Genomic DNA, 23,044 nt, shown 5'->3' with positions numbered 1-23,044 from the left:
CCTCGATCGGGGCAACCTGCCACGCGCGCGCATCCTGGCGATTACCCTTGACTTTTGAGCAGCAGGCCCTTCCAATAGGAAAGGTGTGCCAGTTCGTTTTGCTTCGTATTGCTCTTTAACGTAATACGCACATCCATTCAAAATTCAGACGTTCCTAGCAACGCGGTTTATTCGTTGGCCGCCTGCATTGAATCGCCGCCCGCCGCTCTCGGTTTTTGCTGTCGTTTCTGCCCCACCGGTTTTCTTTGTCCGCCGTGTATTCGGCTTCGGCTCGCGACTTGGAGCACTCCTTACAACGGAGTTGTCTTGGCTGCCTCGAAAGATCAACCAGTGCGTCACGCGCCCGCCCGTATCGACCTCGCCTTGCAAGGCGGGGGTTCACATGGCGCCTTCACATGGGGTGTGCTCGACCGTCTGCTCGAAGAATCCTGGATACAGATTGAAGGGATCTCCGGCACATCGGCAGGCGCAATGAACGCGGCCGTGCTCGTGAGCGGCTATCAGTTGGACGGTGCGGCCGGCGCGCGCGCCGCGCTCGAAGCTTTCTGGCGACGCGTGTCCGACGCGGCGGTCTTCAGTCCGTTCCGGCGCAGCCCGTTCGACGCGCTGATGGGCCGCTGGACGCTCGACCATTCGCCGCTTTTCATCGCGATGGATCTCGCGGCGCGCGTGTTCTCGCCTTACGACATGAATCCGCGCGGCGTCAATCCGCTGCAAAAGATTCTCGATGAATCGATCGACTTCGCCCATTTGCGCGACGCGCCGATCAAGCTTTTCATCACCGCGACCCGGGTGCGCACCGGCCAGGCGCGCGTGTTCCGCAACGCCGACCTGTCGGCCGACGTGCTGCTCGCGTCGGGCTGTCTGCCGACGCTATTCCAGGCGGTCAACATCGACGGTGACGACTACTGGGACGGCGGCTACGCCGGCAATCCGACCATCACGCCGCTGGTTCGCGAATGCACGTCGAGCGACACGCTGCTGATTCAGGTCAATCCGGTGGAACGGGATGAAACGCCCCGCACCGCGCGCGACATCATCAGCCGTCTCAATGAAGTCGCGTTCAACGCGCCGCTGCTCAAGGAACTGCGGATGATCGCGCTGCTGCGCCGCGCGGCGGACGCGGGTAGCGACGAAGGCCGTCACTGGGCCGAAATGCGCATCCACCGGATCGCCAGCGAAGAAATGACGAAGCTCGGCTACTCGTCGAAGCTCAATGCCGAGTGGGCGTTTCTGACGATGCTGCGCGACGAAGGCCGCCGGGCCGCCGACGCCTTTCTCACCGAACACGCCGATTCGATCGGCGTGCGCTCTTCGCTCGATCTCGACGCATTGCTCGACGGAGTCTGATCATGGACGTCATCATCCTGTCACCGCTCGCGGTGGGCCTCGGCCTGTTCGGCATGCTCGCGAGTCTCGCGCTGCTGATCGGCTTCGCGTATCGCGGCTGGAGCGTGCTGCTGCTCGCACCGTTTGCCGCCATGCTCGCCGCGGCGATTTCCGGCGAGCCCGTGCTCGCGCATTGGACCCAGACCTTCATGAACAGCGCGGCGCGCTTTCTCGCGCAGTTCTTTCCGCTGTTCCTGCTCGGCGCGCTGTTCGGCAAGCTGATGGAGGACAGCGGCTCCGTCAAGGCAATCGCGACCTTCATGACGGAAAAGCTCGGCGCGCATCGGGCAATTCTCGCGGTCGTGATCGGCGGTGCGCTCGTGACCTACGGCGGCGTCAGTCTGTTCGTGGCATTTTTTGTGATCGCGCCGATGGCGACCGCATTGTTCCAGGCCGCCAATATTCCGCGCCGTCTGATGCCGGCGGCGATTGCGCTCGGCACGTCGACCTTCACGATGTCCGCGCTGCCCGGCACGCCCGCGATCCAGAACGCGATTCCGATGCCGTTCTTCGGCACGACGCCGTTCGCCGCGCCCGGATTGGGCGTGATCGCGAGCCTCGTGATGGTGGGCTTCGGGCTCTGGTGGCTATCGCTGCAACAGTCCCGCGCGCGCGCGGCGAACGAGGGTTTCGACGGCTTCGGCGGCGCTTCCTCGGTGCCGGCTGCGAAGCCCGCGCCCGATGCAAAGCTCGTGCGTGAGCGCGCCACGGTGTCGCAAAGCTTCGACCCCGAAGAGATCGAGCACGGACACATCAGCAGCGATCTGCCTTCGTTCGGTGTCGCGATGACGCCGCTCGTGCTGGTGGTGTGCGTGAACTTCGTGATGAGTGTGATCGTGCTGCCGCGCATCGACGCCGACTATCTCGCGGATGTTCGTTGGGGCGAGACTTCGCTGGCGGCGGTCGGTGGCGTGTGGGGGGTGTGCGTGGCGCTGGCGGTGGCGATCGTCGCCCTGATCGTGCTCAACCGGCGTCGCCTGCCTGCTTTGCGCGAAACCGTCGATGCGGGCGCGAATGCGTCGGTGCTGCCGGTGTTGAGCGTCGGCAGCCTGGTCGGCTACGGCGCGGTCATCGCGGCGTTGCCCGCGTTCGCGCTGGTGCGCGAATGGGTGCTCGGCGTGGGCGGTGGTCCGCTCGTGTCGCTAGCGGTCGCAACGAATCTGCTGGCGGCGCTGACCGGCTCCGCATCCGGTGGGCTGACTATTGCACTCGATGCGCTTGGCAGCACCTATCTGCAACTCGCGGCGCAACACGGTATCGACCCGGCCCTGCTGCATCGGGTCGCAGTGATTTCATCGGGTACGCTCGATAGCCTGCCGCATAACGGCGCGGTGGTGACGTTGCTGGCGGTGTGCGGGTCGACGCATCGGGAAAGCTACCGCGACATCGTGATCGTTGGCATTCTCGGTGCGTTGCTGGCGCTGGTTGTTGTGATTGTGTTGGGGTCGATTGTCGGGTCGTTTTAGGGCGGTGCGTGCGTTGTCGTGCGCTGTCGTGCGTTATCCGGGTCGGGTGAGGTTGGTTGTGCGATTGGGGGACCCAGGCACTTCTTCCGCACGTCGCGACAAAACAAACAAACCCAGAACCAGCCACGACGTCGGCTTGTGAAGCCTGTCGACGTCTCAGGCCGCTGCGCGCGCCGAATTCATCCGCCCGAAAACAAACTGCCCGAGGTACCAGACCAATTCGGTGTTCGTGAGGATCGCCTCCTCCGTGACCGTCGACGGTTCGAGCTTCATCCGCCGCAGCATCAGCTTGCCTTCACGCGATGCCATCCACGCGTGCATCAGTTCCTTGCGAGTTTTCGCATCGGCCGCGTTGAAGTGGTCACGGCCCTTGCGCGAGTCCTCGTTCATCCGGGCGCGCACTTCCTCCTCGCGCGAGGCAACGCTAAGCGCCACCGACTTTCTTGCCTCGGATTTGGCCAACTGCTCCTGCGTTTCGTCGGCGAGAAGCTTTGCCTGAACGTCGACCATCGTCCGTTCGGCTTCGGACATCTTCCAGTTGTCGCGTAGCGCACGCATCAGGTAGCCTGCGGGGCTCTTCTTGACCTGACCGCGTTGGACACGGAATCGCGTGTATTCGACCGCCTGCTGGATGCGTTCGTCGGTCCATACATCGCGGTTCTCGGAAATTTCGCTGAACTGCTTGGTCGACAGCGCGAATTCGTCTGTGAGAATTTTGTACAGGTGACTCGCGTCCGCGAGGCTGGCCAGGACCGCGTCCGCAGTGTCCTTGCGTTTGAGCAGGAATCGGATGCGGTCGATTTTCTTCGACGACGTCGACGCGGTTCGGGTCTCGTACGACAGCTCGATGTCCGATACGTCGTTGATTTCACGAACCGCCGGCTCGAGCCAGTCGCGTTTGAAGTATTTGAAGATGGCGGCGTTCGCGCCCATTCTGCCGGGCCAGTTGCGCATCTCATCGAGCTGAATCCAGTCTGTCCGACCCGCCGGAACGTGCGGCAGCACTTTGTCATAGATCGCGCGCGCGAGGCTGCGCGTGAACGCGGTCGAAATGCGCAGGCTCAGCCAGTGCGACTTTTGCGGATCACGGATGTGAGGGACAAGGCGTGGATGCACGTCGAAACGCATCCGCCCGCGGTGAAAACCGACCATCCCGATTAGCTGCACCTGGACCCACAGATCGTTTTCGTTAGGGTCGCGGTCCATGGGCGTATTGGTGACCCGGACCTTCGCGTTCTGCGCTTCATCGGCGATGGTGCGCAAGTGTTTGAGGTTGCGGCTGTCATAGCGCATCAACCACTTGAAGTAGTTCAGCTCAACGTCGTACTGATCGCGCTCGTCAGTCTCCTGCGCAACGATGAAATACGCGGCGTCGAGAAAGCGCCGCGCCGGCAAACCCATGTTGACGATTTCAGTGAAGAAGTCGTTGCGCTGATAACCGATTTCACGATTGGCCTCGTTGATTCGCAATCCCTGGTCGAACATGTCTTCGAACAACGCCAACGCCATCTGGCGAGATGTTGCCTTCGATTTGCCCTCTTCCGGATTGTCCGACGCCATGTTCTTCATCCACTTTTTTCGCTCCCGGGACTGTAGCACGCAGTGGTGAGCTGTCAACACACAGAACCTCACCTTCGATGGGGTATTGCGGGCTGAATGGACGGCACTCGCCGATAGCACACATACAACCTCACCAACGACACAACCCACCTCACCACGACAGCATGTCTTTTACTCCCTGGTCCTTATTCCACGGGGGCTGAGCGTGGAGTCAGGCACGTGTGCACAACCTACCTCACCGTCGCGCGGCTCGTCGATCTGGGGCACATCCAACCTCACCTTGATGCGAAAGGAGTCTCACCTTGCAGCACAATCGAGCCCACCTATCTGCACATCGCACCTCACCTTCGACACAACAGACCTCACCTTTTCGAGCTTAACTACTTGAATCGAATGAGGATCGAAATTCTCTGTTGGTTTGTTGGCTTGTTGAGGTTTTATAAAAAACAAACAAACCGCTGCCACAAATGAAGTTATTGCGATGCCTGGAGATGGTGAGGTTGATTGTGCTGCTGGCTGCTTGCGAGATGCTCAATACTGGGAGGGTGAGGTTGGTTGTGTTTGAAACCCGCACAGAACGACTGTCATGCATGGCGGTAGAGTGGATTCCTCCCTTTTTTGGATCGTCGACAGGGTGAGGTTGATTGTGCGCTGCGAAAAATAGTGTCCGCGGTGACGTCAACTTCTCACGAATGGCGTCGGCGGGCTCGATCAAGGTGAGGTTGATTGTGCTCGGGGTAAATTTGCTACCTCAGCCAAGGGAGAATGTGCACAACTGACCTCACCGTCTGCTGGTTTCTTGAGCAGAATTGATCGTCGAATTCCACGTTTGTATAGTGAAGGTGAGGTCATTTGTGCATATTCGCTTTTCTACGCACGGCGTGTACTGCAAGGATGCGCCTGAATTTGGCTTGAGATCGTCCGTTGGACCTTCATAAAGGACCGTAATTTCCATAGAATTCAAAAAATTGGACGTAAAAACAGCGATTTAAAGAGCTAACTTCAAGTATTTCCTGTATTCTGAGCTTTCTAGAATTTTATGGATAAACCTCAGAATGGTCAGAACGAGCCAACTCCCTGCCGTAGACCGAACGGTTCATTTTGAACAGATCAGCCAGTTTGCGGAAAAGGTCACGATTTTCACGAATGAACTTCGTGACACCATTCTGGCGCCGCGTCCGCGAAAGACGGCTCCAGTTTTTAAAACCGGGGAGATTGCCGAGATGTGCAACATCTCCCACTCCCAGGTTCAATATCTCGCCACGAAAGGCGATGGCGAGTTGCCGCCCGGCACTGCGGCCGGCACCGGCCGAACTCGCACCTTTACGTTGGAAGAAGCGCGCCTCTGGGTTCAGAAGGTGTCTGATATTTATCAGACTCCCCTCGTCACACGGTTAAAAGAACCGGACGGGAAAATCATCATCACCGCCCAGCTAAAGGGCGGGTCGGCCAAGACCACCACGACTATGTGTCTCGCGCAAGGGCTTTCGCTTCGAGGGCGTAAGGTACTGGTGGTTGACCTGGATCCGCAGGCCTCTCTTTCTGAACTCTGTGGACTCTACGCGGAAAAAGACGTGACGCCGGAAGATACGGTTCTGCCGTATGTCTATGATCAGGACATCGAAGGCGGCCTGGAGGCTCGAGTTCAGTCGACCTACTGGGACGGGATCGATGTCATTCCGGCGCACACGGAACTGATTGGCGCTGAATTTCATCTGCCGGCAATGCAGAAGATGCGGCCGGGATTCCGCTTCTGGACTGTCCTGCGGCAAGGTCTCGAACCGCTGCGGAAGAAGTACGACTACATTCTCATGGACACCTCCCCGTCGCTGTCGTATCTCAATCTGAATGCGCTGATGGCAGCAGACGCGATGGTGATGCCGATGGTGCCAGAGAATCTGGACTTCATCAGTTCGTTGTCGTTCTGGAGACTTTTCTCGGATGTCTCCAAAAGTTTTATCAAATACGAGAAGGACAAGAAATACGACTTTGTTTCGTTGATGCTGTCGCGCGTCGACTATGGGCGAAATTCGTCAGCACCCATCGTGCGCGCGTGGGCACAAAGCGCGTATGAGAATTGGCTGCATTCGATTGAGGTGCCGGCGAGCTCTGTCATGAGCACGGGAGCGCTGGCGTTCTCAACGGTCTTCGACATCAGCAGTACCCATAGTGCGTCCAAATCGCTGCAACGTGTACGGCAGCCGCTTGTCGACTACTGCCGATGGGTGGACGAAATCTATTCGGAAAAATGGAGGAACGCGCAATGAGCAATATGCGTGAACAATTGCTGGCCAAGACATCTGGCATCCGTAAAACCTCGTCGATCAACGAAGACGAAGTTAAGCGCAGCAACCGGACGCAAACGGCGCCCGGCCTCGCGGGAGCGTTGGCGGTTGCGCAACTTCGGGTACAGGAACTGGAGTCGACGGGCGTCGCGTCCCAATTGCCCGTAGCGGGAATTTTGCCGAACCCTTGGCAACCACGCCGGGTATTCAACGAGGCCAAGCTGACGGAACTTGCCGAGTCCATTCGCGAGGTTGGGCTCATGCAGCCGATCGTGGTTCGGCGCGTGGAAAACGACTATCAGATCGTGGCGGGGGAGCGTCGGTGGCGGGCGCACAAGATGTTGGGGAGCGAGACGATTAAGGCTGTCGTCGCGGATTGCTCCGATTCAGACATGGCCGTATTGGCGATGGTGGAGAACATCAGCCGCGATGATCTCGCTGATTACGAAATCGGCGTCGCGATTCGTCGGTCTGAGACGGAATTTCCCAATCGCAAGCGACTGGCCGAAGCCATGGGGTTATCGCGTGCTGGACTTTATCAGTTTCTTGCATTCGATAATTTGCCGGACTTCATCAAGAAGGATTTGGACATTCAGCCTCGCCTGCTTGGCGGAACTGCGGCTCAGGCAATTGCCGCAACGATCAAGAAGCATGGCGATGCCGGGGTGAACGCTGCCATGGAAATCTGGCCTCTCGTTTTGAAAGGCGAGATGGATCAGGGCAAAGCCGCTTCGGCGATTACCGCGTTGGCGACTCGCCGGACGACGTCGGAAGGAACTAGCGGGCGCAGCATTGACAAGTTCTTTGCTGGGAAGGAACACGCGGGCAGTATTACCAAAGACATCAGTAATTTCACCGTGAAAATCAAAACCGGCGTGATTACCGAGGCGCAAGAAATCCAGATTCGGGAACTGATCGGCCAGATGTTTCAGGCCCAACCCAAGGCTGGGTGATCGACGATTGCGTTGTGAAACGAAGCCCGCGAATCGCGGGCTTTTTTGTTTGAAGATGTTTTTATTTGCTGCGCGACGGGAGTGTCTAGAGTCTAGACACTCCCGTCGTCGGTTCGTATCGAAGCTGGCTGTATTGTCTTACGTATGTCCTGAGGCCGGCATCTAGCGCAGTCGATCAGAATTAGTCTCGAATCATAGCCGCCCCGGCTTGCCGTCATTCCGATCCATAAACTCTTATTGGAATCTGCTCGTTTCAGCAATAACCTGGTGATCGAGCCTGGAGGCCGTCCTTCGCGAGAGTCGGCGGCGGTGAAAAGTCATCGGGGCGCAAGCCGATTTTTGTCTCCGTGAAAGATGCCACAAGCGCGGTGTGATCGCACCATTACCAGCAGTTAATGGATGACATCAGACGTGCGTCACCGACACCCTGTGGCGTCCGTCATGGTATGTCTCAATGGCAACCACGCCTGCTTGCACTCGCTAGCCATTGCGCGTGTACCCGCACGCTAGGTGCGTTGCAATGACATATCCAACTGCCCATTAAAAAGCGTTGCTGGCCGATCCTCGCGATGCTGCTCCAGGAGCCTGGTCCGCTTTGGATGTGCCGACTGAGACGACTGATATCGTCGGTCGCTGCTGAGGCACAGCGTCTGCTAGCCGGGGGGCGAAAGTTCTGAGCTCCCTTGTCGCGCGGCGTCGTGCCACAAGCCTGGCTGTTTTATCGGGAGCCCAATCCGTCTCTCGCCGCAGTGATTCAAGGATGCATAGGGCTGTCGCTTGCAGCACCTCCGCTTCACGTGAGTGAAGGCGAGCGCAAGAATGCAACGGGCGAAGTCGGGCCAAACGCTACACCCACGCGTGTACATCCATTCGCAATGACCTCATCGGATGCTCGGCAACCAGAACACAGATTTCCCGACAGATATCCGGAAAGATGAAGGCGTCTCTATCCTAATCGGACGTTGGCTGAATGGGGTTGGCATGGCAAGACTGATCTCATGACGATGGCGTCCACTAGCGTTCATCGAAGCGGTTCTCGACGTATCCTAATCTGAGAATCGCTCTCATACGCGCCCCTTCGGATCTCGAGGGCTCTTTCCGCGCATCGGTTGATGGTGGATCGATGTGTCGTGTGACCCGCCAGCGGTTCCCCACAAGCGCGATGATCGGGCCGAAGTCAGCCTTGAAGTCCGTCTGACCACCTGGAGAACGCCCTACTGGTGCGAGCGCTCTCGCGGACCTTGCCACATCTATGCCGAACAAAACTTGGCCGACAACGGAGCCGGCCGTCTGGCCTCGAAGAGCGCATTAACGTACCTGGTGCACCCTTTACTTTGGCCGTGCGTCAATTGATGATGCAGCGTACGTCGTTCGACAGATCAGCTTGAGGTCTTGATGGATACCCACGCGCCGCGATCTCATGAGACCAAAGCGAAAAAGTTGTCGTCCCGGGGCAGCAAATTAGTCGCGGTTCGTCTCCATGGAGCAGCTACCGTATCCATCGGTACGCGACTAGATTTCGATTTGATCGCGATCAGGCGGAGGCTGGCCGGCTAGAGATCGAGCGAACCGTACTTGAACGCACAATGTCCCGGGGCGGCGCACCCGTCGATGTATGACCGACAGCGCATATCATCGTCACGCAAATAAAGCTTGATGGAGCCAAATCGCGACACCGAGGTGTGGACGAAATACCGCAAACTGCGGGTGCGCTAAAGGCAAAGATGCAACGCTACTGAATAGCGTCGGAGTCAGATCGTAGATAGCTGTCACAGCGGGGCGGGGCGCCCGGCTGATTGGCCAGCAGTCGCAAACTATCCGGATACACTTCGGTCGAGGCATCTGGGTTGGCATCTCAGTAAATAGCCGGCCCTCGCGAGGCTTACAACAACGGGCAAACGGTTTCAGGCCGCTGCGTAGCGCATAATGCCCACCTCGGTGGGGCATTGGCGCTCACTTAGCCTTCAGCGTTCACTGAGATTCGGCTTGACGCCAATTAATGGGGTCATAACATCGGTTCCATGCGACCTACGGAGGACTTTACTGCAGTTGGAAGACCCGTATCGATGCCGTTATTGCAACTGGCACGTCATTTAGTATCCGCTACATGCAATTCTCCGTGAAACATCCTAAAATAGAAAACAGATCGAATAACTCACTGTTTAATATATAGTTTCGATCAATTCTCCCGATATGTTCCACGCGCAAAGAGATCCTACGCGTGCAATCGCACTGAAAATCGCCTACTTCGATTCTTTCTCCGGAACACCCATCAAATTTACATAGTTTGTAGTATTTGCTACGTGATATGTAATGGCGCTGTGCAGGGCAGTTATTTTTTGTTTTGTCATCGGAGTCTTGGGCCTTTCGCGCCCCTGCAGCTACTTCAATTGCAACTACCGGGACGCCCGAAAAACAGCACGCCGGCCGTTCAGCGTGCAGGCCCTCGTGCCACGCTTCCCGAAAAGGACGAGCCTTCGCTCGATACGTGTAGCTAAAAACTTTCACGGAATTCGCCGCCTTTGCACGTCACAAAATATCTACTGCGGGAGGCACCGATAACACGCCTGCTAGCGACGCCGCGAAGAACACGATCCGCAGAGGGCCTACGGAAAGCGCCCACATTTGATCTCGTAGGCAAATACACTTACCGCCCATCCGCTTGATTTCTACGCTTTCTGTGGACGCTACATCAAGCGAACACATAGCGATCGCTGAACGCTTCCCCGATCCAGCGCCTCATCTACATCCAGAGCGGGTGTCAGATCTTCGCTGCGCGGCGCTCGGCGAGATTGGTGCGTGAGTGAAAGAGGCGCGCTGAAGCATCATGCATGCGGCGACAGGGCAGCACGGTCTGCGGTGATGCCATTCTTGAGGCCCCTCGGCGTAATTACCGACACGCCGCTCGCGTGTGCAGCTGAATGTTAATGGTGGATTCGTTCACCCCCCAGCTTGCTCGACAGCGATACGCTGAGTGCCCTTGATAACGGCCTTCGGCCGAAGCAATAATTGAAGGTCGCTGACATGTGCCTCTGCGATGTCAGCTGGCACGACCGCAGTAACTCGCGCTTGGCGCCGCGTCGTGGACGGGATGGCGCGATGCCGGCGTGAAGCACCGACCAGGGCCATCCGATAGCCTCATCGAAAGATCAGGGTTGTGCCGCAGCCTTGTCACAAAGGAATCCTGAATAAAGTAATTTTTTGAACTCTATCTGAGAGCCCACCCGGTCCCGCCAGATCGTGTTTCGCAGAGTCAACATCTGCCGACCGCCCCGTTTGCAAACTCTATACAACGTCGGGAACAAGATTTCCTGCGGCACGTCCTGGTCGCCTCGGCAATTCGACAATGGAACTAGCCTCGCCATCAATGAAAGCCGATTTGCCGCATGGATCGTTCACCCTCTCGCCGAAGATAATGGGCTGAAGACCGCTATCCATTTAGAGGCGACGTATCCGTAACGCGGTGTGGATGGGAACGTCAATGTCGCCGTGTATAGGCATTCCGGCATCAAAACGGCGACGCAGAAACTTTGCGCATTTGCTACCGCTGCTATGCCTGAGCCGCGCTCCGGTCGGAGTCGGCATCTTTCGCCGCCAGGCGGAAATCCTCGCCGCGTAATGATCCTGATCGTCGAGGCCAGCCCGCCCAATTTCGCCCCGCTTGTGCTCGACGGACGAGGCCGGACGCCCAATTCAAGGAGACCTCCGAAACAGACGAAGCGTTGATGACGCTGAGAAAGAGCCTGCGGGTCCCGTTCTATCTGACATTAATATGTCGCTCACGAATGGCGACGAGCTGCCCGGAACACGTGGCGCTTACAGTCGACACGCGCCTGAGCGCTACGAGCCACGAAGTCCTCGCGCGATGAGCCCGGGCATGACATCAGGGCAGCGCGCTTTCCCGACGCGTCCCAGCAATGTATCGATGCGTTCGTCAAGCGGCCCGCCCTCGAGCATCAGTCTCTCTCTGCTGCCCTGAGCAGCGGCAGTTTTTTGCACGCACAAAATATGATGTGGAAAACAACGAGCCCGCGAGAATTCAACTCCGCGTGACGACACCGTCTTAGTGACCATGCGCGAATTCACAAGCGCGAAAGCACCCAACCCAAACCACACAACCCAAACCGCCCAACCGAAAGCACACAACGCAAGCGGCGTCCCGCCGCCGTGCATGGCGCAACAAGCCACCAAACCAGACTCCCACGCGTCCCCGTCCACTATTGAATAGCCACTCCCCGCTCACAGCCCACGAAGAACCCGGACTCCCCACCTCTCGCCGCCTCCGCAATATCCTCATGCAGAATCCGCCGGATTTCAAAAATGGCTTCGGGCGTTTCCTGAACGCTGTGCCCGGAGACGATCACCTTCTCAGAGACCGCGCCCGCCAGATGCGCACTGCGATAAGGCACGACGCCGTCGTTGGAATCCTCCAGCGGACCCGTCGCCCGGCGTCTCGCGATAATTGAATGGAAGCAAACGTCCGGGCTGATCGGCAGTTTCGCAGTCGCGCGGATGAGCGGATCGGTTTCGCGCAATTGTTCGATACTGTTCGGAACGTGGAAGGTCTGCCCCTCGAGCTGTCCTCCGTCGTTGTTCGTGGCCGTCAGCATCACGTCTTCGAATTCGTGCAGAAGGGCGAGCGGCAAGCGCACCAGGTTCGACGCCCATCGAGCAATGCGATTGCTGGCGAACGGCGTGCCCCGGTGCGGCGCCGCGATGAAAATCGCCCTCTCGACTTGCGGCATCGGCGTGAAGCGCAGCAAGCGATCAAGCCGCTCGTCCTCGCGGTCGAGCTCGGCGCCCTCGGGCACATACTTGTCTTCGAAGGTGGTCCATAGTTCTTCGTCGGAGGTCGAGACGAGCAGCCTCGCCAGAACGCCGCCCATGCTATGTCCGATCAGCACCATCCCCTGAGAAGCCGGCAACGTGCCGGCTGGGTCGAAATGTTCGAGCGTGAGTCGTGCCGCTCTGCGAATTCGCGCGAGGCTGACGAGAATGGGGACATTGGTCGGGTAGTAGACCTGCCACACCTGAAAGTGTTGGCGGAGTATTTCATCACCCTGAATGTCGTTGGCGACATTGACCCACGCTTCGGGACTGCTGGCTAATCCGTGCAGCATCAGAACGATGCGCCGCTCCGGATCGAACGGCTGCATCAGGTAGATACGGGGACTATCTATGCCACGCGCCCGGCCAAACAGCGTGCGCAAGGATTGTCCGGCAAAGCCCGAACGCGCGAGCCAGATGCCGTAACCCGCGCTGAAATTGGCCGCCAACGGCACGGTCTGGTCGTGCCGTACCACGCTTTTCTCGCGATACGGATCGTAGACGGTCAAGACCACATCGTGTGCGTCGCGCAGCTGTTCGAGATTCTCGGCGCTGAAGCTCAGAAGCACGGTGACATTCGGTGACGGCATTTCGCTAAACGGACGGGACGGCAGCGTCGACCAGTTCGACGGGCGTGGCGCGCTGTCTGCGCTGGCATCCGAGGCGGGCGAAGCGTTCTCCTCCGGCGCGGGGATGTTCATGACCGCGACAAGTTCGGCGCCCAGACCGTCGCGGCGATAGATGCTGCGCAGCCCCGCGAACGAGAGTCTGGACGCCGGGATCACCTCGCGCAGTTCGCGCACGCCTTCGGGCAGCCGTACCCGGCTCAGGTCGATATGGATGGTCCAGCCCGCGATGACCTGCGTTGAGGAATCGCCCCTGCCCGAATCCGTTTCGAGCGCGCCGCGCCGGAATAGCGCGCCGGCCAGTTCCTGGAGCGCGTAGTTGTAATAGTCGCGAACCTGCGTTTGACGGTCCTCGAAGGCTCGTTCACCGGGTGTGCGCTGACCGAGGAAGAGAAATGCGTAGGCATAACGAGCTGTTCTTAGCCACAGGTCGAATTGCGCGTCACTCCACGCCCTGTTGTTGTCAGGCGGCGTTTGGGCAATCGCCATCTCCAGGGAAAGCTCGGCCAGACTCGCGAGACGGCGATCGACGTTGATTCCTGGAACGGTCGTGATCGAATCGATGCACTCCTGCGGCGCGTGTTGGCAACGGGCCTCGTCGAGCGCGGCGACGCGCAGGGTGTCACGCGTCGCCGCGCTGAGTCGGCCGGTTGAAAGAATATCGCCGCGCCGCATGGCGATGTATTGCTGTGGGCCGAGCGAACTGACCCGAACCATTGCGCAGCCGGACAGGAGGACGATGACTAGCAGGCTGAACGTAAAGCAACGCGACATCCATCGTGAGGGCGGATGCGTCATTGCGCGTTCGCCCTTGCGAGGCGTCGCGCATTCTTCGGATTGCCGGCGCCTTTATTCGAGTGAACGATCAGGTATGCCGATCGGCAGGCGGGTGGTGGGAACCGCGCTCGTAATCCGGCAGGAGGCTGTCTGCTCAGGTACTGGCCCGAGAGGAGGCGCGATGACAACGTCGACAGGTCAACGTCTGCATACCCGAGGACTAAACAATTCGGCCCACATCTGCGTGGTGACGCGCAGTCAGTAGTCTTGCTGTGGACCGTTGCCATGGCTGCATCACCGACAGGACTTGCCAATCTTTCAGGCCGTGGTGTGCTTGGCCAGTGAAACCGGCAAAATGATGGAGGCTCTATCAGCTATAAGCCGCTGTTTTATGCGCGGGACCGATAAGATCTTACGCATATTATTCATTGCAGAGTACTGTACGCTTGGCAAATAGCTTGCGCAAGAAGCGACAGTCAGCGGTTGCTTACCAACGCCTGCCATAGATAAACATAAGAACAAGGCAGGCCGGATGCCTATTCGACGTTCGCTTCTTCTTCGGATATCGAAGCCTTGGTGCTCACGTTGTCCCGCGTGCGTGGCTGATGTGCACAACGTGTCCCGGCTGAACGCACCGCACGCGCTTGTTAATCTGCATGATTGGCATAGAAAAAGTAGGTGTGCTCATCTTTGCGATTTAACAATCGCCGAGCCTGTCCGCAGTCACACGTGCTCATCCGCGATGTCGATCTCGAACCAATTGACGCCGCCAGCTTTGATCAGCCATCATGCGCTAAAGGCCGCGGCACTTCGTGATTCAACGTAGTGGTCTAAGCATGCGTTCGACAATCAGGTACTTTGGCCGCAGACGGTGACATACTCATGACACCCCATTCACGGATGGCGGAAATGTGAGCACCTGCTTTTCCGAGTAGCAATACCTGATGTGCGTTTTACCGCTGAAAAAAGCAAAAACAATCTGGCTAAGTGTTTTGAACATCAAGTTTTGTTTCGACCTCGACAGTGCAGCGGCAGGGAAATTCTTGACAAGGATTTGTTTGGGAACTTAAATACTTTTCAGGCAGCCTCGTCCCAATGAACCGGCGTCTCTTGCTATGACAACCGATATGCAAAAGCTTTCGTTGTTGAACCTAGCCGGCATGGTTGTGCGTTCCATACTGAAGATGGGGCAGCGTTGTCTTCCGCGATCTTTCGTCAGAGTTGCGAAGTCGTACGACGCATCAACAAGAGTATCGACATATCAGTTGTCTCCCAGAGCGAATGGGTAACTCCGCGTTTGCCGTGATCGGAGCGTTGCCGGCCACTTTTCTTGTGGCGACAGGCAGGAAACTTTGAACCCGAGGAACGGACATGAACAATATAAAGCAGGGTGGAGCAAGCCTCGATAGTCCGAATACGACGCATAGACATAGCTGTTGTAGAGGACTGGGCCGAAGTCATGGCGATCGTCGGTACAGACCCGGAGCGAGGACGCGGTAGCGGCCATTGCATGGCCTGTCGGATCGTGCGCGGCGCGTTGGACCAGTCGCGCTCACGAGCATCGACGGGCGCGAAGGCGCCAGTCACTCCTTTACCTCGCACCGCCTGTCCGAATCGTAGGGCCTGACCTCGGCGCCGGTAGGGCGCCACTGTCCGCACGGACGAGGTTTTCGGCGAGGCGTCGATCGAACCAGTGCTGCAGGTGGCAAGTGTTTTCATATCGCGCGCGCATGCGACATTGAATCAACCATACCGAGAGGCCTGAATGTCCGCTCACGAAAGCCACCCTGCAGTCGGGTCCTGCGAGCTGCACGGAGTCAAGCGGCCGGCGTACCGGTCGCGGATAGTCATCGTTCTGGCATTCGGACTACTGAGTGCATGTGGGCGGCAGCAGGAGGCCGCGACCGACACCGGGCCGCGCATGGTGCAGCTGGTGCCTGTGGCGCAGGAAGGGTCGAACGAACTTCGCGAGTTCACCGGCCGCGTCGAGCAGACCAGCATTTCGCCGCTTGCCTTCGAGGTGTCCGGGCGTGTCGTCCAGATTGCCGTGCTCGACGGCGCACGCGTGCGCAAGGGGCAACTGATCGCGAGAATCGATCCCGAGCCCTTTCAACTGGTGGCGCGCCGCGCCGACGCACAGTACGCCCAGCTTGCCGACGACCTCAAACGCAAGTCAGTGCTGCACGACGAAAACATTTTGTCGGGAGGCGCGTTCGAGCAGTTGAAGACCACGCTGGAAGTCGCCAGAGTACAGCGCGATCTTGCGCACAGGGACCTGCGCAATACCAGTCTCATCGCACCGTTCGACGGCCGGATCGCGCGCCGTACCATCGAAACCCAGCAGATGGTGCAGGCCGGCGCGCCGGTGTTCAATCTGGAGAACGCGGAGCGCATCGAGATCGGCGTGGAGTTGCCGCAAAGCATCGCAGAAAGTTTGCCGCTCAACAGCGGTCTGCGCGCCGAGGCGTGGACGCCGGATCGTCCGGACAACGTCTTGCAGCTGGTCTATCGCGAACATGCGACGCAGAGTTCGGTCGCCGCGAGTTCGTACCGGCTGCTGTTCAGCGTCAAACAGGCGAAGAATCTGACGCTGCTGCCGGGCATGGCGGTGCGCGTGCGCATCGGCATGAACCAGACACAGGCCGCGAACCTCGCGCTCTCCGTGCCGATCGCCGCGCTTGCCGTTACACAGGATGGCAAGCACAGGGTATGGCGCTATGACACCGGGTCGAGCAAGGTGCATGCGGTGCCGGTCGATGTACGCGAGATCCGCAATAACGTGGCTATCGTAGCGGGCGATCTGCATGCGGGAGATAAGGTCGTCGGGGGCGGCTCGCAGTTCGTTGCCGAGGGGCAGGCAGTGCGGCCACTGGATGTGAATCAATGAACCTCGCGCGCCCCCTTATCGAAAAGCCGTTGATCGCATGGGTCATCACGCTCGTCTCGCTGTTCGGTGGACTCTTTGCGTACATCAACATCGGGCGGCTGGAAGATCCGAAATTCACCATCAAGACCGCGGTCGTCGTCACGCTGTATCCCGGCGCCAGCGCGAAGGAGGTGGAGAACGAGGTGACCGACCGGCTTGAAAGCTCGATCCAGCAGATGGAGCAGGTCGACTTTCTGCGCTCGCGGTCGATGCCCGGTTATTCGGAAGTCCGCGTCCAGATCCGCGACAGGTATACCTCCGCCGATCTGCCTCAGGTGTGGGACGAGTTGCGCCGCCAGGTGAGCGACGTCCAGCCGAGACTGCCGCCCGGCGCGGGCCCGACGGTCGTCTTCGACAGGTTCGGCGATGTCTACGGGATGTTCTACGCGATCACGGGCAAGGGCTACTCCCAGGCGCAGCTCTATGAATACGCCCGCGAGTTGCGCAAGCAATTGCTGACCTTGCCGGATGTCGCCGATATCGTGATCGCGGGCAACCAGCAGGAGCAGGTCACCGTCGAGGCCGACCAGGCCAAACTGGCGGCCAACAATCTCTCGACCGACGATCTCGCGCAGACGCTCGCGCTGCAAAACGAAATCCGCTCAGCGGGCCGTGAGCGGGTAGGGGATCTGCTGATGCGGATCGCGCCCACGGGCACGCTGGATTCGCTTGATGCAGTTCGCGCGCTGCCGGTGGGCACGACCGCCGGGCCGGTTCTGCTCGGCGATCTTGGCACCGTGACCTACGGCTACGCAAAGATTCCGAACGCGTTGATCCGTTATAACGGCGAACCCGCGATCACGATCGGCATCAGCGCGCGCGCCCGGGTGAACGTCGTGAACGTCGGTGCGGAAGTGAAGGCGAAGATGCAGGAGCTGGAGCGCAGCCGGCCGCTCGGGATGGAACTGCATGTGCTTTACGATCAGCCAGAAGCCGTCGACGGCGCGGTCAAGGGCTTCGTGTTCGACGTGATGCTGGCGGTGGCGATCGTCGGCGTGGCGTTGGGCATCGGCCTCGGTTGGCGGGCGGGCGTGGTGCTCGGCGTCGAGTTGTTCCTGACGATTCTCGGCACACTGTTCGTGATGTACGCGGCGGGTATCGAGTTGCAGCGCATTTCGTTAGGCGCGCTGATCATCGTCATGGGGATGCTCACCGACAACACGATCGTGGTGTGCGAGGGCATGCTCGTGCGCGTGCAGAAGGGCATGTCGCACATCGACGCGGCCAACGAAGTGCTGCAGCAGGGCCAGTGGATTCTGCTGGCTTCGACCATCGTGGGGATTCTCGCGTTCTCGGGCATCGGTCTTTCGCCGGACGCTGTCGGCGAGTTCTGCGCGTCGCTGTTTGCGGTGGCTGCCATCTCACTGCTATTTAGCTGGGTTGTCGCGATCGGACTGACGCCGCTCTTCGGCTTCTATCTGTTCAAAGCCGACGAGGGCGACCAGCCCAATCCGTTCGATTCGCGGTTGTATCGCCAATACCGGGGCCTGTTAGGCTGGGTGGCGGCCCGCCGGGTGCCGGTGATCGTTTCTCTGGCGGTGCTGACCGGCCTGTGCATGTGGGGATTTCGTTTCGTTGAGCAAAGCTTCTTTCCGAACTCGACGACGCCGATCTTCTATGTCGACATGCGTTTGCCGCTCGGCTCCGATATTCGTGCGGTTGCTGAAAAGACCCGTGGCGCGGAGAAGTTCCTGCTCGCGCAAAATGGCGTGGCGAATGTGGGCACGTATATCGGCGGCGGAGCGACGCGCTTTTTCCTCGTCTACGATCCGGAAACCCGCGACCCGCGATACGCGCAGTTCATCGTCACGGTCAAGGATCAGCGCGATATCGACGGGATGATCCCGCCGATTACGGCGGAACTCGAGAAGCGCTTCCCCGACGCGAGCTGGACAGTGATCCGGCCGAGCTTCGGGCCGGGTGGCGGCACCCCGATCCAGGCGCGCTTCATGGGTCCGGACCCAGGCGTGCTGCGCACGTTGAGCCATCAGGCGCAGGCGATCCTGCATAAAGACGGCGGCATGGTCTCGATCCGCGACGACTGGGAAAACCCGGTCAACGTGGTGCGGCCGATATTCGATGACTCGCGCGCCCGCTCCGCCGGTGTGACTCGACGCCAGGTGAACGACGTGCTCGCGTATGCCACCGAAGGCATCACCACCGGCATCTTCCGCGAACACGACCAGTTGTTGCCGATCGTCCTGCGCGCGCCGGAGAGCGAACAGGGCATGGAGCGCCTGCTCACGATGCAGGTCTTCAGCGCGGGACAGCGGCGCTATCTGCCACTGGGCGACGTGCTGGACGGCGTCTCGCCGCAAACGGAAGAGAGCATCGTTTCGCGTAACGACCGGATTCGCACGCTGACCGTGTCGGCCGGCGTCACGTACGGCAGCAACAGCGTGGCGGCGTTCGAGCGCGTGCGGCATTCGATCGAGTCGATTCCGTTGCCGCCCGGTTATACCTTCGAATGGGGCGGCGAACACGAGTCGTCGACGATCGCCCAGGAGAGTCTGTTCCGTCAGTTGCCGATGGGTTTCCTCGGGATGATTCTGCTCGTGCTGTTCATGTTCGGCCGACTCAAGCCCGCGCTCGTGGTGCTGCTGGTGGTGCCGATGTCGATCTGCGGCGTGACGATCGGCCTGCTGCTGTTCCGTGGCGCGTTCGGTTTCATGGCGCTGCTCGGGCTGCTTAGCCTCATCGGCATGATGATCAAGAACGGGGTGGTGCTGGTCGAGGAGATCGATGGTCAGATATCCGCAGGCGTGCCGCGCATGCAGGCGGTGATCTTCGGCTCGATGAGCCGTCTGCGGCCGGTGGCGCTGGCCGCGGGCACGACGATCCTCGGCATGGTGCCGCTGCTATGGGACCCCTTCTTCAAGGACATGGCGATCACGATGATGGCGGGGCTGGCGTTCGCAACGGTCCTGACGATGGTCGCAGTGCCCGCGATCTATGTGCTGCTCTTCTCGATCAAAGGTACGGAGTGGGAAGAAGGCCAGCAACCCGGGGATCAACATGGAAAGACCTGATAACCGGAACCGCGCGATGTCGCCGCTCGCGTTACTCGTTGCGCGGCGTTTGCCGCTGGCTTCGCTCGTCGTGGCGATCGCCTCGGGCTGCACGGGGACGCTGAAACTCGACTCGCCGAAGACGCTTCCGCAGCACTTCAACGAAGCGTCGCCGGCGCTCGCCGACGCGCACGTCGCGCCCGACGACGCGCAGCTCGCGACATGGTGGACGCAGTTCAACGACCCGGCGCTGACCCAGTTGATCGAGACGGCGATTGCGCACAACTACGACATTTCGATCGCGGCCGCGCGCGTCGATCAGGCGCGTGCAGGCGTGCGCCTCGCGCGCTCGCAACTGCTGCCGTCGGTGGGCGTGGGCACCGAGGCTGCGAGTTACCACGGTTCGGAAACCTCGCTGGAGTTTCAGGAGTTTCTCGGGATTAACGATCTCGACGCGTCCTTCTGGCGCGTCGGCCTTCAGACCCAATGGGAGATCGACGTATTCGGCCGCGGACGCGCGCGTCTTGCCGCGGCGCGTGCGTCGACGCTCGCCGCGGCGGGCGATGCCGAGGCGGTGCGCCTGAGCGTCATCGGCGGGGTCGCCGATCTGTATATGACTTACCGTGGCTTGTTGCAGCAGCGCGAGTTGCTCGCGCAAAGCCATCAGATCGCCGCGGATTTCGTTGGGATTGCAGAGAAAAGCTTCACGGCGGGCGTCGGGTTGAGCACGAATATCGACGTGGCTCGCGCCGGGCTCGCGCAGGTCGAGGCGCGACAACAGGATGTCGAGACGGCCATCGCCGCTTCGCAACTGGCGCTCGAGAATCTGTGCGCGGTCCAGCCGGGCGAACTCACCGCCACGCTGAGTACTGTCAGCGGTTTGCCGAAGCCACTGCCGGAGATCACGCCGGGGCAACCCGTCGATCTGTTGATGCGACGCCCCGATCTGATCGCTGCGCGTGACCGCCTGTTCGCAAGCGTGAAGCAGTCAGACGCCGCACGCCTGAACTACTGGCCGACGTTCTCACTGAGCGCGCTGCTTGCACGCAACGGTTGGAACATTGCGGGTCAGGCTCTCGGGCCCAGCACGTTCTGGTTGTTCGGCGCAGCCGCGGCCTTGCCGTTGATCGATTTCGGTGCGCGTGAATCGCTGGTGGAGTCGTCGGATGCGCAGGCACAACAGGCGTTTCACGCGTATGAAAAAGCCGCATCGGGTGCGCTGTTCGATGTCGAGCAGGCGCTGTCGAGATTGAAGCGGCAGGAACAATTGCAGCTCGCGCGCAATGAAGAAGTCAAGCAACGCACCGAGGTGCTCAGGAAGACGACGCGCCAGTTCACGATCGGCGATATTGGCGTGATGGATGTCGATCAGGCTCGTCTCGCGCTGCTCGAAAGCCAGGCGACGCTAGTGCGGGAAAGGGTCGGGCAGTTGCAGGCTCAGGTCGCGTTGTTCCGCGCGATGGGGGGCGGATGGCAACCGGCGGGTTCCGCGATCAGCGTGTCGCCGCCGTACCCGGCACCATCGGCGAGTCAGTAGTTAGGGCGATGTACCGGAACGACCTCACAGGTCGCCAGGCATGACGATTCAAGTGAAAACGCCGTTACCGTGATGTCACGATAACGGCATTCTAAAAGAACCCCAGTTCTTTGAATGGTGAACAATGGCGTCACAGGTCGAGCCGAAACTGTCGCTGCCCGCATTGACCGCGATGGTCGTCGGATCAATGGTGGGCGCAGGAATCTTTTCGTTGCCGCGTAACTTCGCGCGAGCGACTGGGCCGGTCGGCGCGATCATTGCATGGTGCATCGCGGGCGTCGGCATGTATGCGTTGGCGCGCGTTTTCCAGGCGCTGGCCCAACGGCGGCCCGAACTCGACGCCGGCGTGTTCGCGTATGCGAGAGCGGGCTTCGGCGACTATGCGGGCTTTCTCTCCGCGTTCGGGTACTGGATGGCGGGGTGCTTCGGCAACGTCTCGTACTGGGTGCTGATCAAATCGACGCTCGGCGCCTTCGTCCCGGCGTTCGGCGATGGCAATACGGCGACTGCGATCGCCGTATCGTCGGTCGGCATATGGCTGTTTCACTTCGTGATGTTGCGAGGCGTGCAACAGGCCACGATGATCAACACCATCGTGACGGTGGCGAAGGTGATTCCGATTATCCTGTTCATCGGCATATTGATCGTCCTGTTCCGCGTCGACATGTTCCACGCGAATTTCTGGGAAAGCGGCGATGCACTGTCGGCAGGACTGTTCTCGCAAGTCCGCTCGACGATGCTCGTCACCGTATTCGTGTTCGTCGGCATCGAGGGCGCGAGCGTGTATTCACGCTATGCCAGGGAGCGCTCGCATGTCGGCGCCGCGACGCTCTACGGCTTCGCGGCCGTGCTGTGCCTGCTGGTTCTGGTGACGCTGCTGCCCTACGCGACGTTGCCGCGTGCGGACATCGCCGTGATGCGGCAGCCGTCGATGGCGGCGGTGCTGGGCGCACTGCTGGGGCCGTTCGGCACGGTCTTTATCGGCGCGGGCCTGATCATTTCGATTCTTGGCGCGTACCTCGCGTGGTCGCTCATTTGCGCCGAAGTGCTGTTTGCCGCGGCACGCATGGGCACGATGCCGCGCATATTCGCCAAGCAGAACGAGCGCAAATTGCCGGTCGCCGCGATCTGGCTGACCAGCACCGTGGTGCAGCTATTCGTGATCAGCACGTATTGGTCAACGGATGCGTTTTCGCTGATGATCAATCTCACCAGTTCGATGGCGTTGATTCCGTATTTTCTGGTTGCGGCTTTCGGCATCAAGGCCGCGCGTCACGACATCGAACAAGGCGGCGAGCAGCGCAGCGTCTTGCGCCGGGAATACTTCATTGCCGCGTTCGCCACGCTTTATACGGCGTTCCTGCTGTTTGCGGGCGGCGCCAAATTCCTGATGATGTCGGCGATGCTCTATGCGCCTGGCACCGTGCTGTTCATCCTCGCCAGACGCGAGCGCGGCGTGCCTGTGTTCATCAGAACGGAGTGGATCATTTTCGCGGTCGCGGTGTGCGGTGGTATCGCAGCGCTGGTTAGTTTGATAACCGGGGCGATCGTGATCTGAACTGCCGGTTTGTCGTATTCGTGCCGGACGGCATGCCATGTCCGGCAATCGAACGTCGGCTGAAACTTGCCGATGCCCGCGCTAGGCGGGGAATGACGATCTCTCGCGCAGCAATTCAAGCAGCTTGCCTCG

General features: G+C 59.8%; 10 protein-coding genes. 8 read left to right on the top strand and 2 right to left on the bottom strand.

Translation table 11 applies throughout. From position 1 onward, the window contains the following. The first annotated feature begins 306 nt into the window (after window positions 1-306). Both ACZ9H4_RS31725 and ACZ9H4_RS31720 read left to right on the top strand, forming a co-directional pair. Window positions 307-1,350 carry a patatin-like phospholipase family protein gene (locus ACZ9H4_RS31725; RefSeq protein ID WP_408147904.1) on the top strand — a complete coding sequence of 348 codons (1,044 nt, stop codon included), beginning with the start codon at window positions 307-309 and terminating at the stop codon, window positions 1,348-1,350. A gap of 2 nt (window positions 1,351-1,352) precedes the next feature. Beyond that, window positions 1,353-2,855 (top strand): GntP family permease, encoded by a 1,503-nt coding sequence (locus tag ACZ9H4_RS31720; RefSeq protein ID WP_408156430.1) that lies wholly within the window; start codon window positions 1,353-1,355, stop codon window positions 2,853-2,855. A gap of 156 nt (window positions 2,856-3,011) precedes the next feature. Here the strand turns inward: ACZ9H4_RS31720 and ACZ9H4_RS31715 are convergent, their stop codons facing one another. Continuing rightward, the gene (locus ACZ9H4_RS31715) at window positions 3,012-4,415 is read right to left on the bottom strand and encodes a replication initiation protein (protein WP_408147908.1); all 1,404 of its coding nucleotides are present in this window, start codon (window positions 4,413-4,415) and stop codon (window positions 3,012-3,014) included. Between the two features lie 1,055 nt (window positions 4,416-5,470). Between ACZ9H4_RS31715 and ACZ9H4_RS31710 the strand changes: the two genes are divergently transcribed. Continuing rightward, window positions 5,471-6,682 (top strand): ParA family protein, encoded by a 1,212-nt coding sequence (locus tag ACZ9H4_RS31710; RefSeq protein WP_408147910.1) that lies wholly within the window; start codon window positions 5,471-5,473, stop codon window positions 6,680-6,682. After that, entirely contained in the window at window positions 6,679-7,653 is a 975-nt protein-coding gene (locus ACZ9H4_RS31705) for a ParB/RepB/Spo0J family partition protein (protein ID WP_408147912.1), read from the top strand. Before ACZ9H4_RS31710 ends, ACZ9H4_RS31705 begins: the two co-directional genes overlap by 4 nt. 4,217 nt (window positions 7,654-11,870) lie before the next feature. On the opposite strand, the gene ACZ9H4_RS31700 is transcribed toward ACZ9H4_RS31705, so the two are convergent. After that, window positions 11,871-13,904: an esterase/lipase family protein gene (locus ACZ9H4_RS31700; RefSeq protein WP_408328232.1), complete on the bottom strand. Its 2,034-nt coding sequence runs from the start codon at window positions 13,902-13,904 to the stop codon at window positions 11,871-11,873. 1,744 nt (window positions 13,905-15,648) lie between these two features. Here ACZ9H4_RS31700 and ACZ9H4_RS31695 point away from each other — a divergent pair. From ACZ9H4_RS31695 to ACZ9H4_RS31680, 4 genes are all read left to right on the top strand, one after another. After that, window positions 15,649-16,770: an efflux RND transporter periplasmic adaptor subunit gene (locus ACZ9H4_RS31695; RefSeq protein ID WP_408156434.1), complete on the top strand. Its 1,122-nt coding sequence runs from the start codon at window positions 15,649-15,651 to the stop codon at window positions 16,768-16,770. Beyond that, entirely contained in the window at window positions 16,767-19,838 is a 3,072-nt protein-coding gene (locus ACZ9H4_RS31690; RefSeq protein ID WP_408156436.1) for an efflux RND transporter permease subunit, read from the top strand. Before ACZ9H4_RS31695 ends, ACZ9H4_RS31690 begins: the two co-directional genes overlap by 4 nt. Further along, window positions 19,825-21,354, top strand: coding sequence for an efflux transporter outer membrane subunit (locus ACZ9H4_RS31685; RefSeq protein ID WP_408147920.1), 1,530 nt, complete (start codon window positions 19,825-19,827; stop codon window positions 21,352-21,354). Before ACZ9H4_RS31690 ends, ACZ9H4_RS31685 begins: the two co-directional genes overlap by 14 nt. 124 nt (window positions 21,355-21,478) lie before the next feature. Then, complete coding sequence (locus ACZ9H4_RS31680) at window positions 21,479-22,912, top strand: basic amino acid/polyamine antiporter (RefSeq protein WP_408147922.1); 1,434 nt, start codon at window positions 21,479-21,481, stop codon at window positions 22,910-22,912. Window positions 22,913-23,044: the final 132 nt, after the last annotated feature.

It is taken from the genome of Paraburkholderia sp. TE9906, from assembly GCF_056279605.1.
The sequence above is the reverse complement of the archived record's forward strand: the minus strand, read 5'-3'. Positions and strand labels throughout refer to the sequence as shown.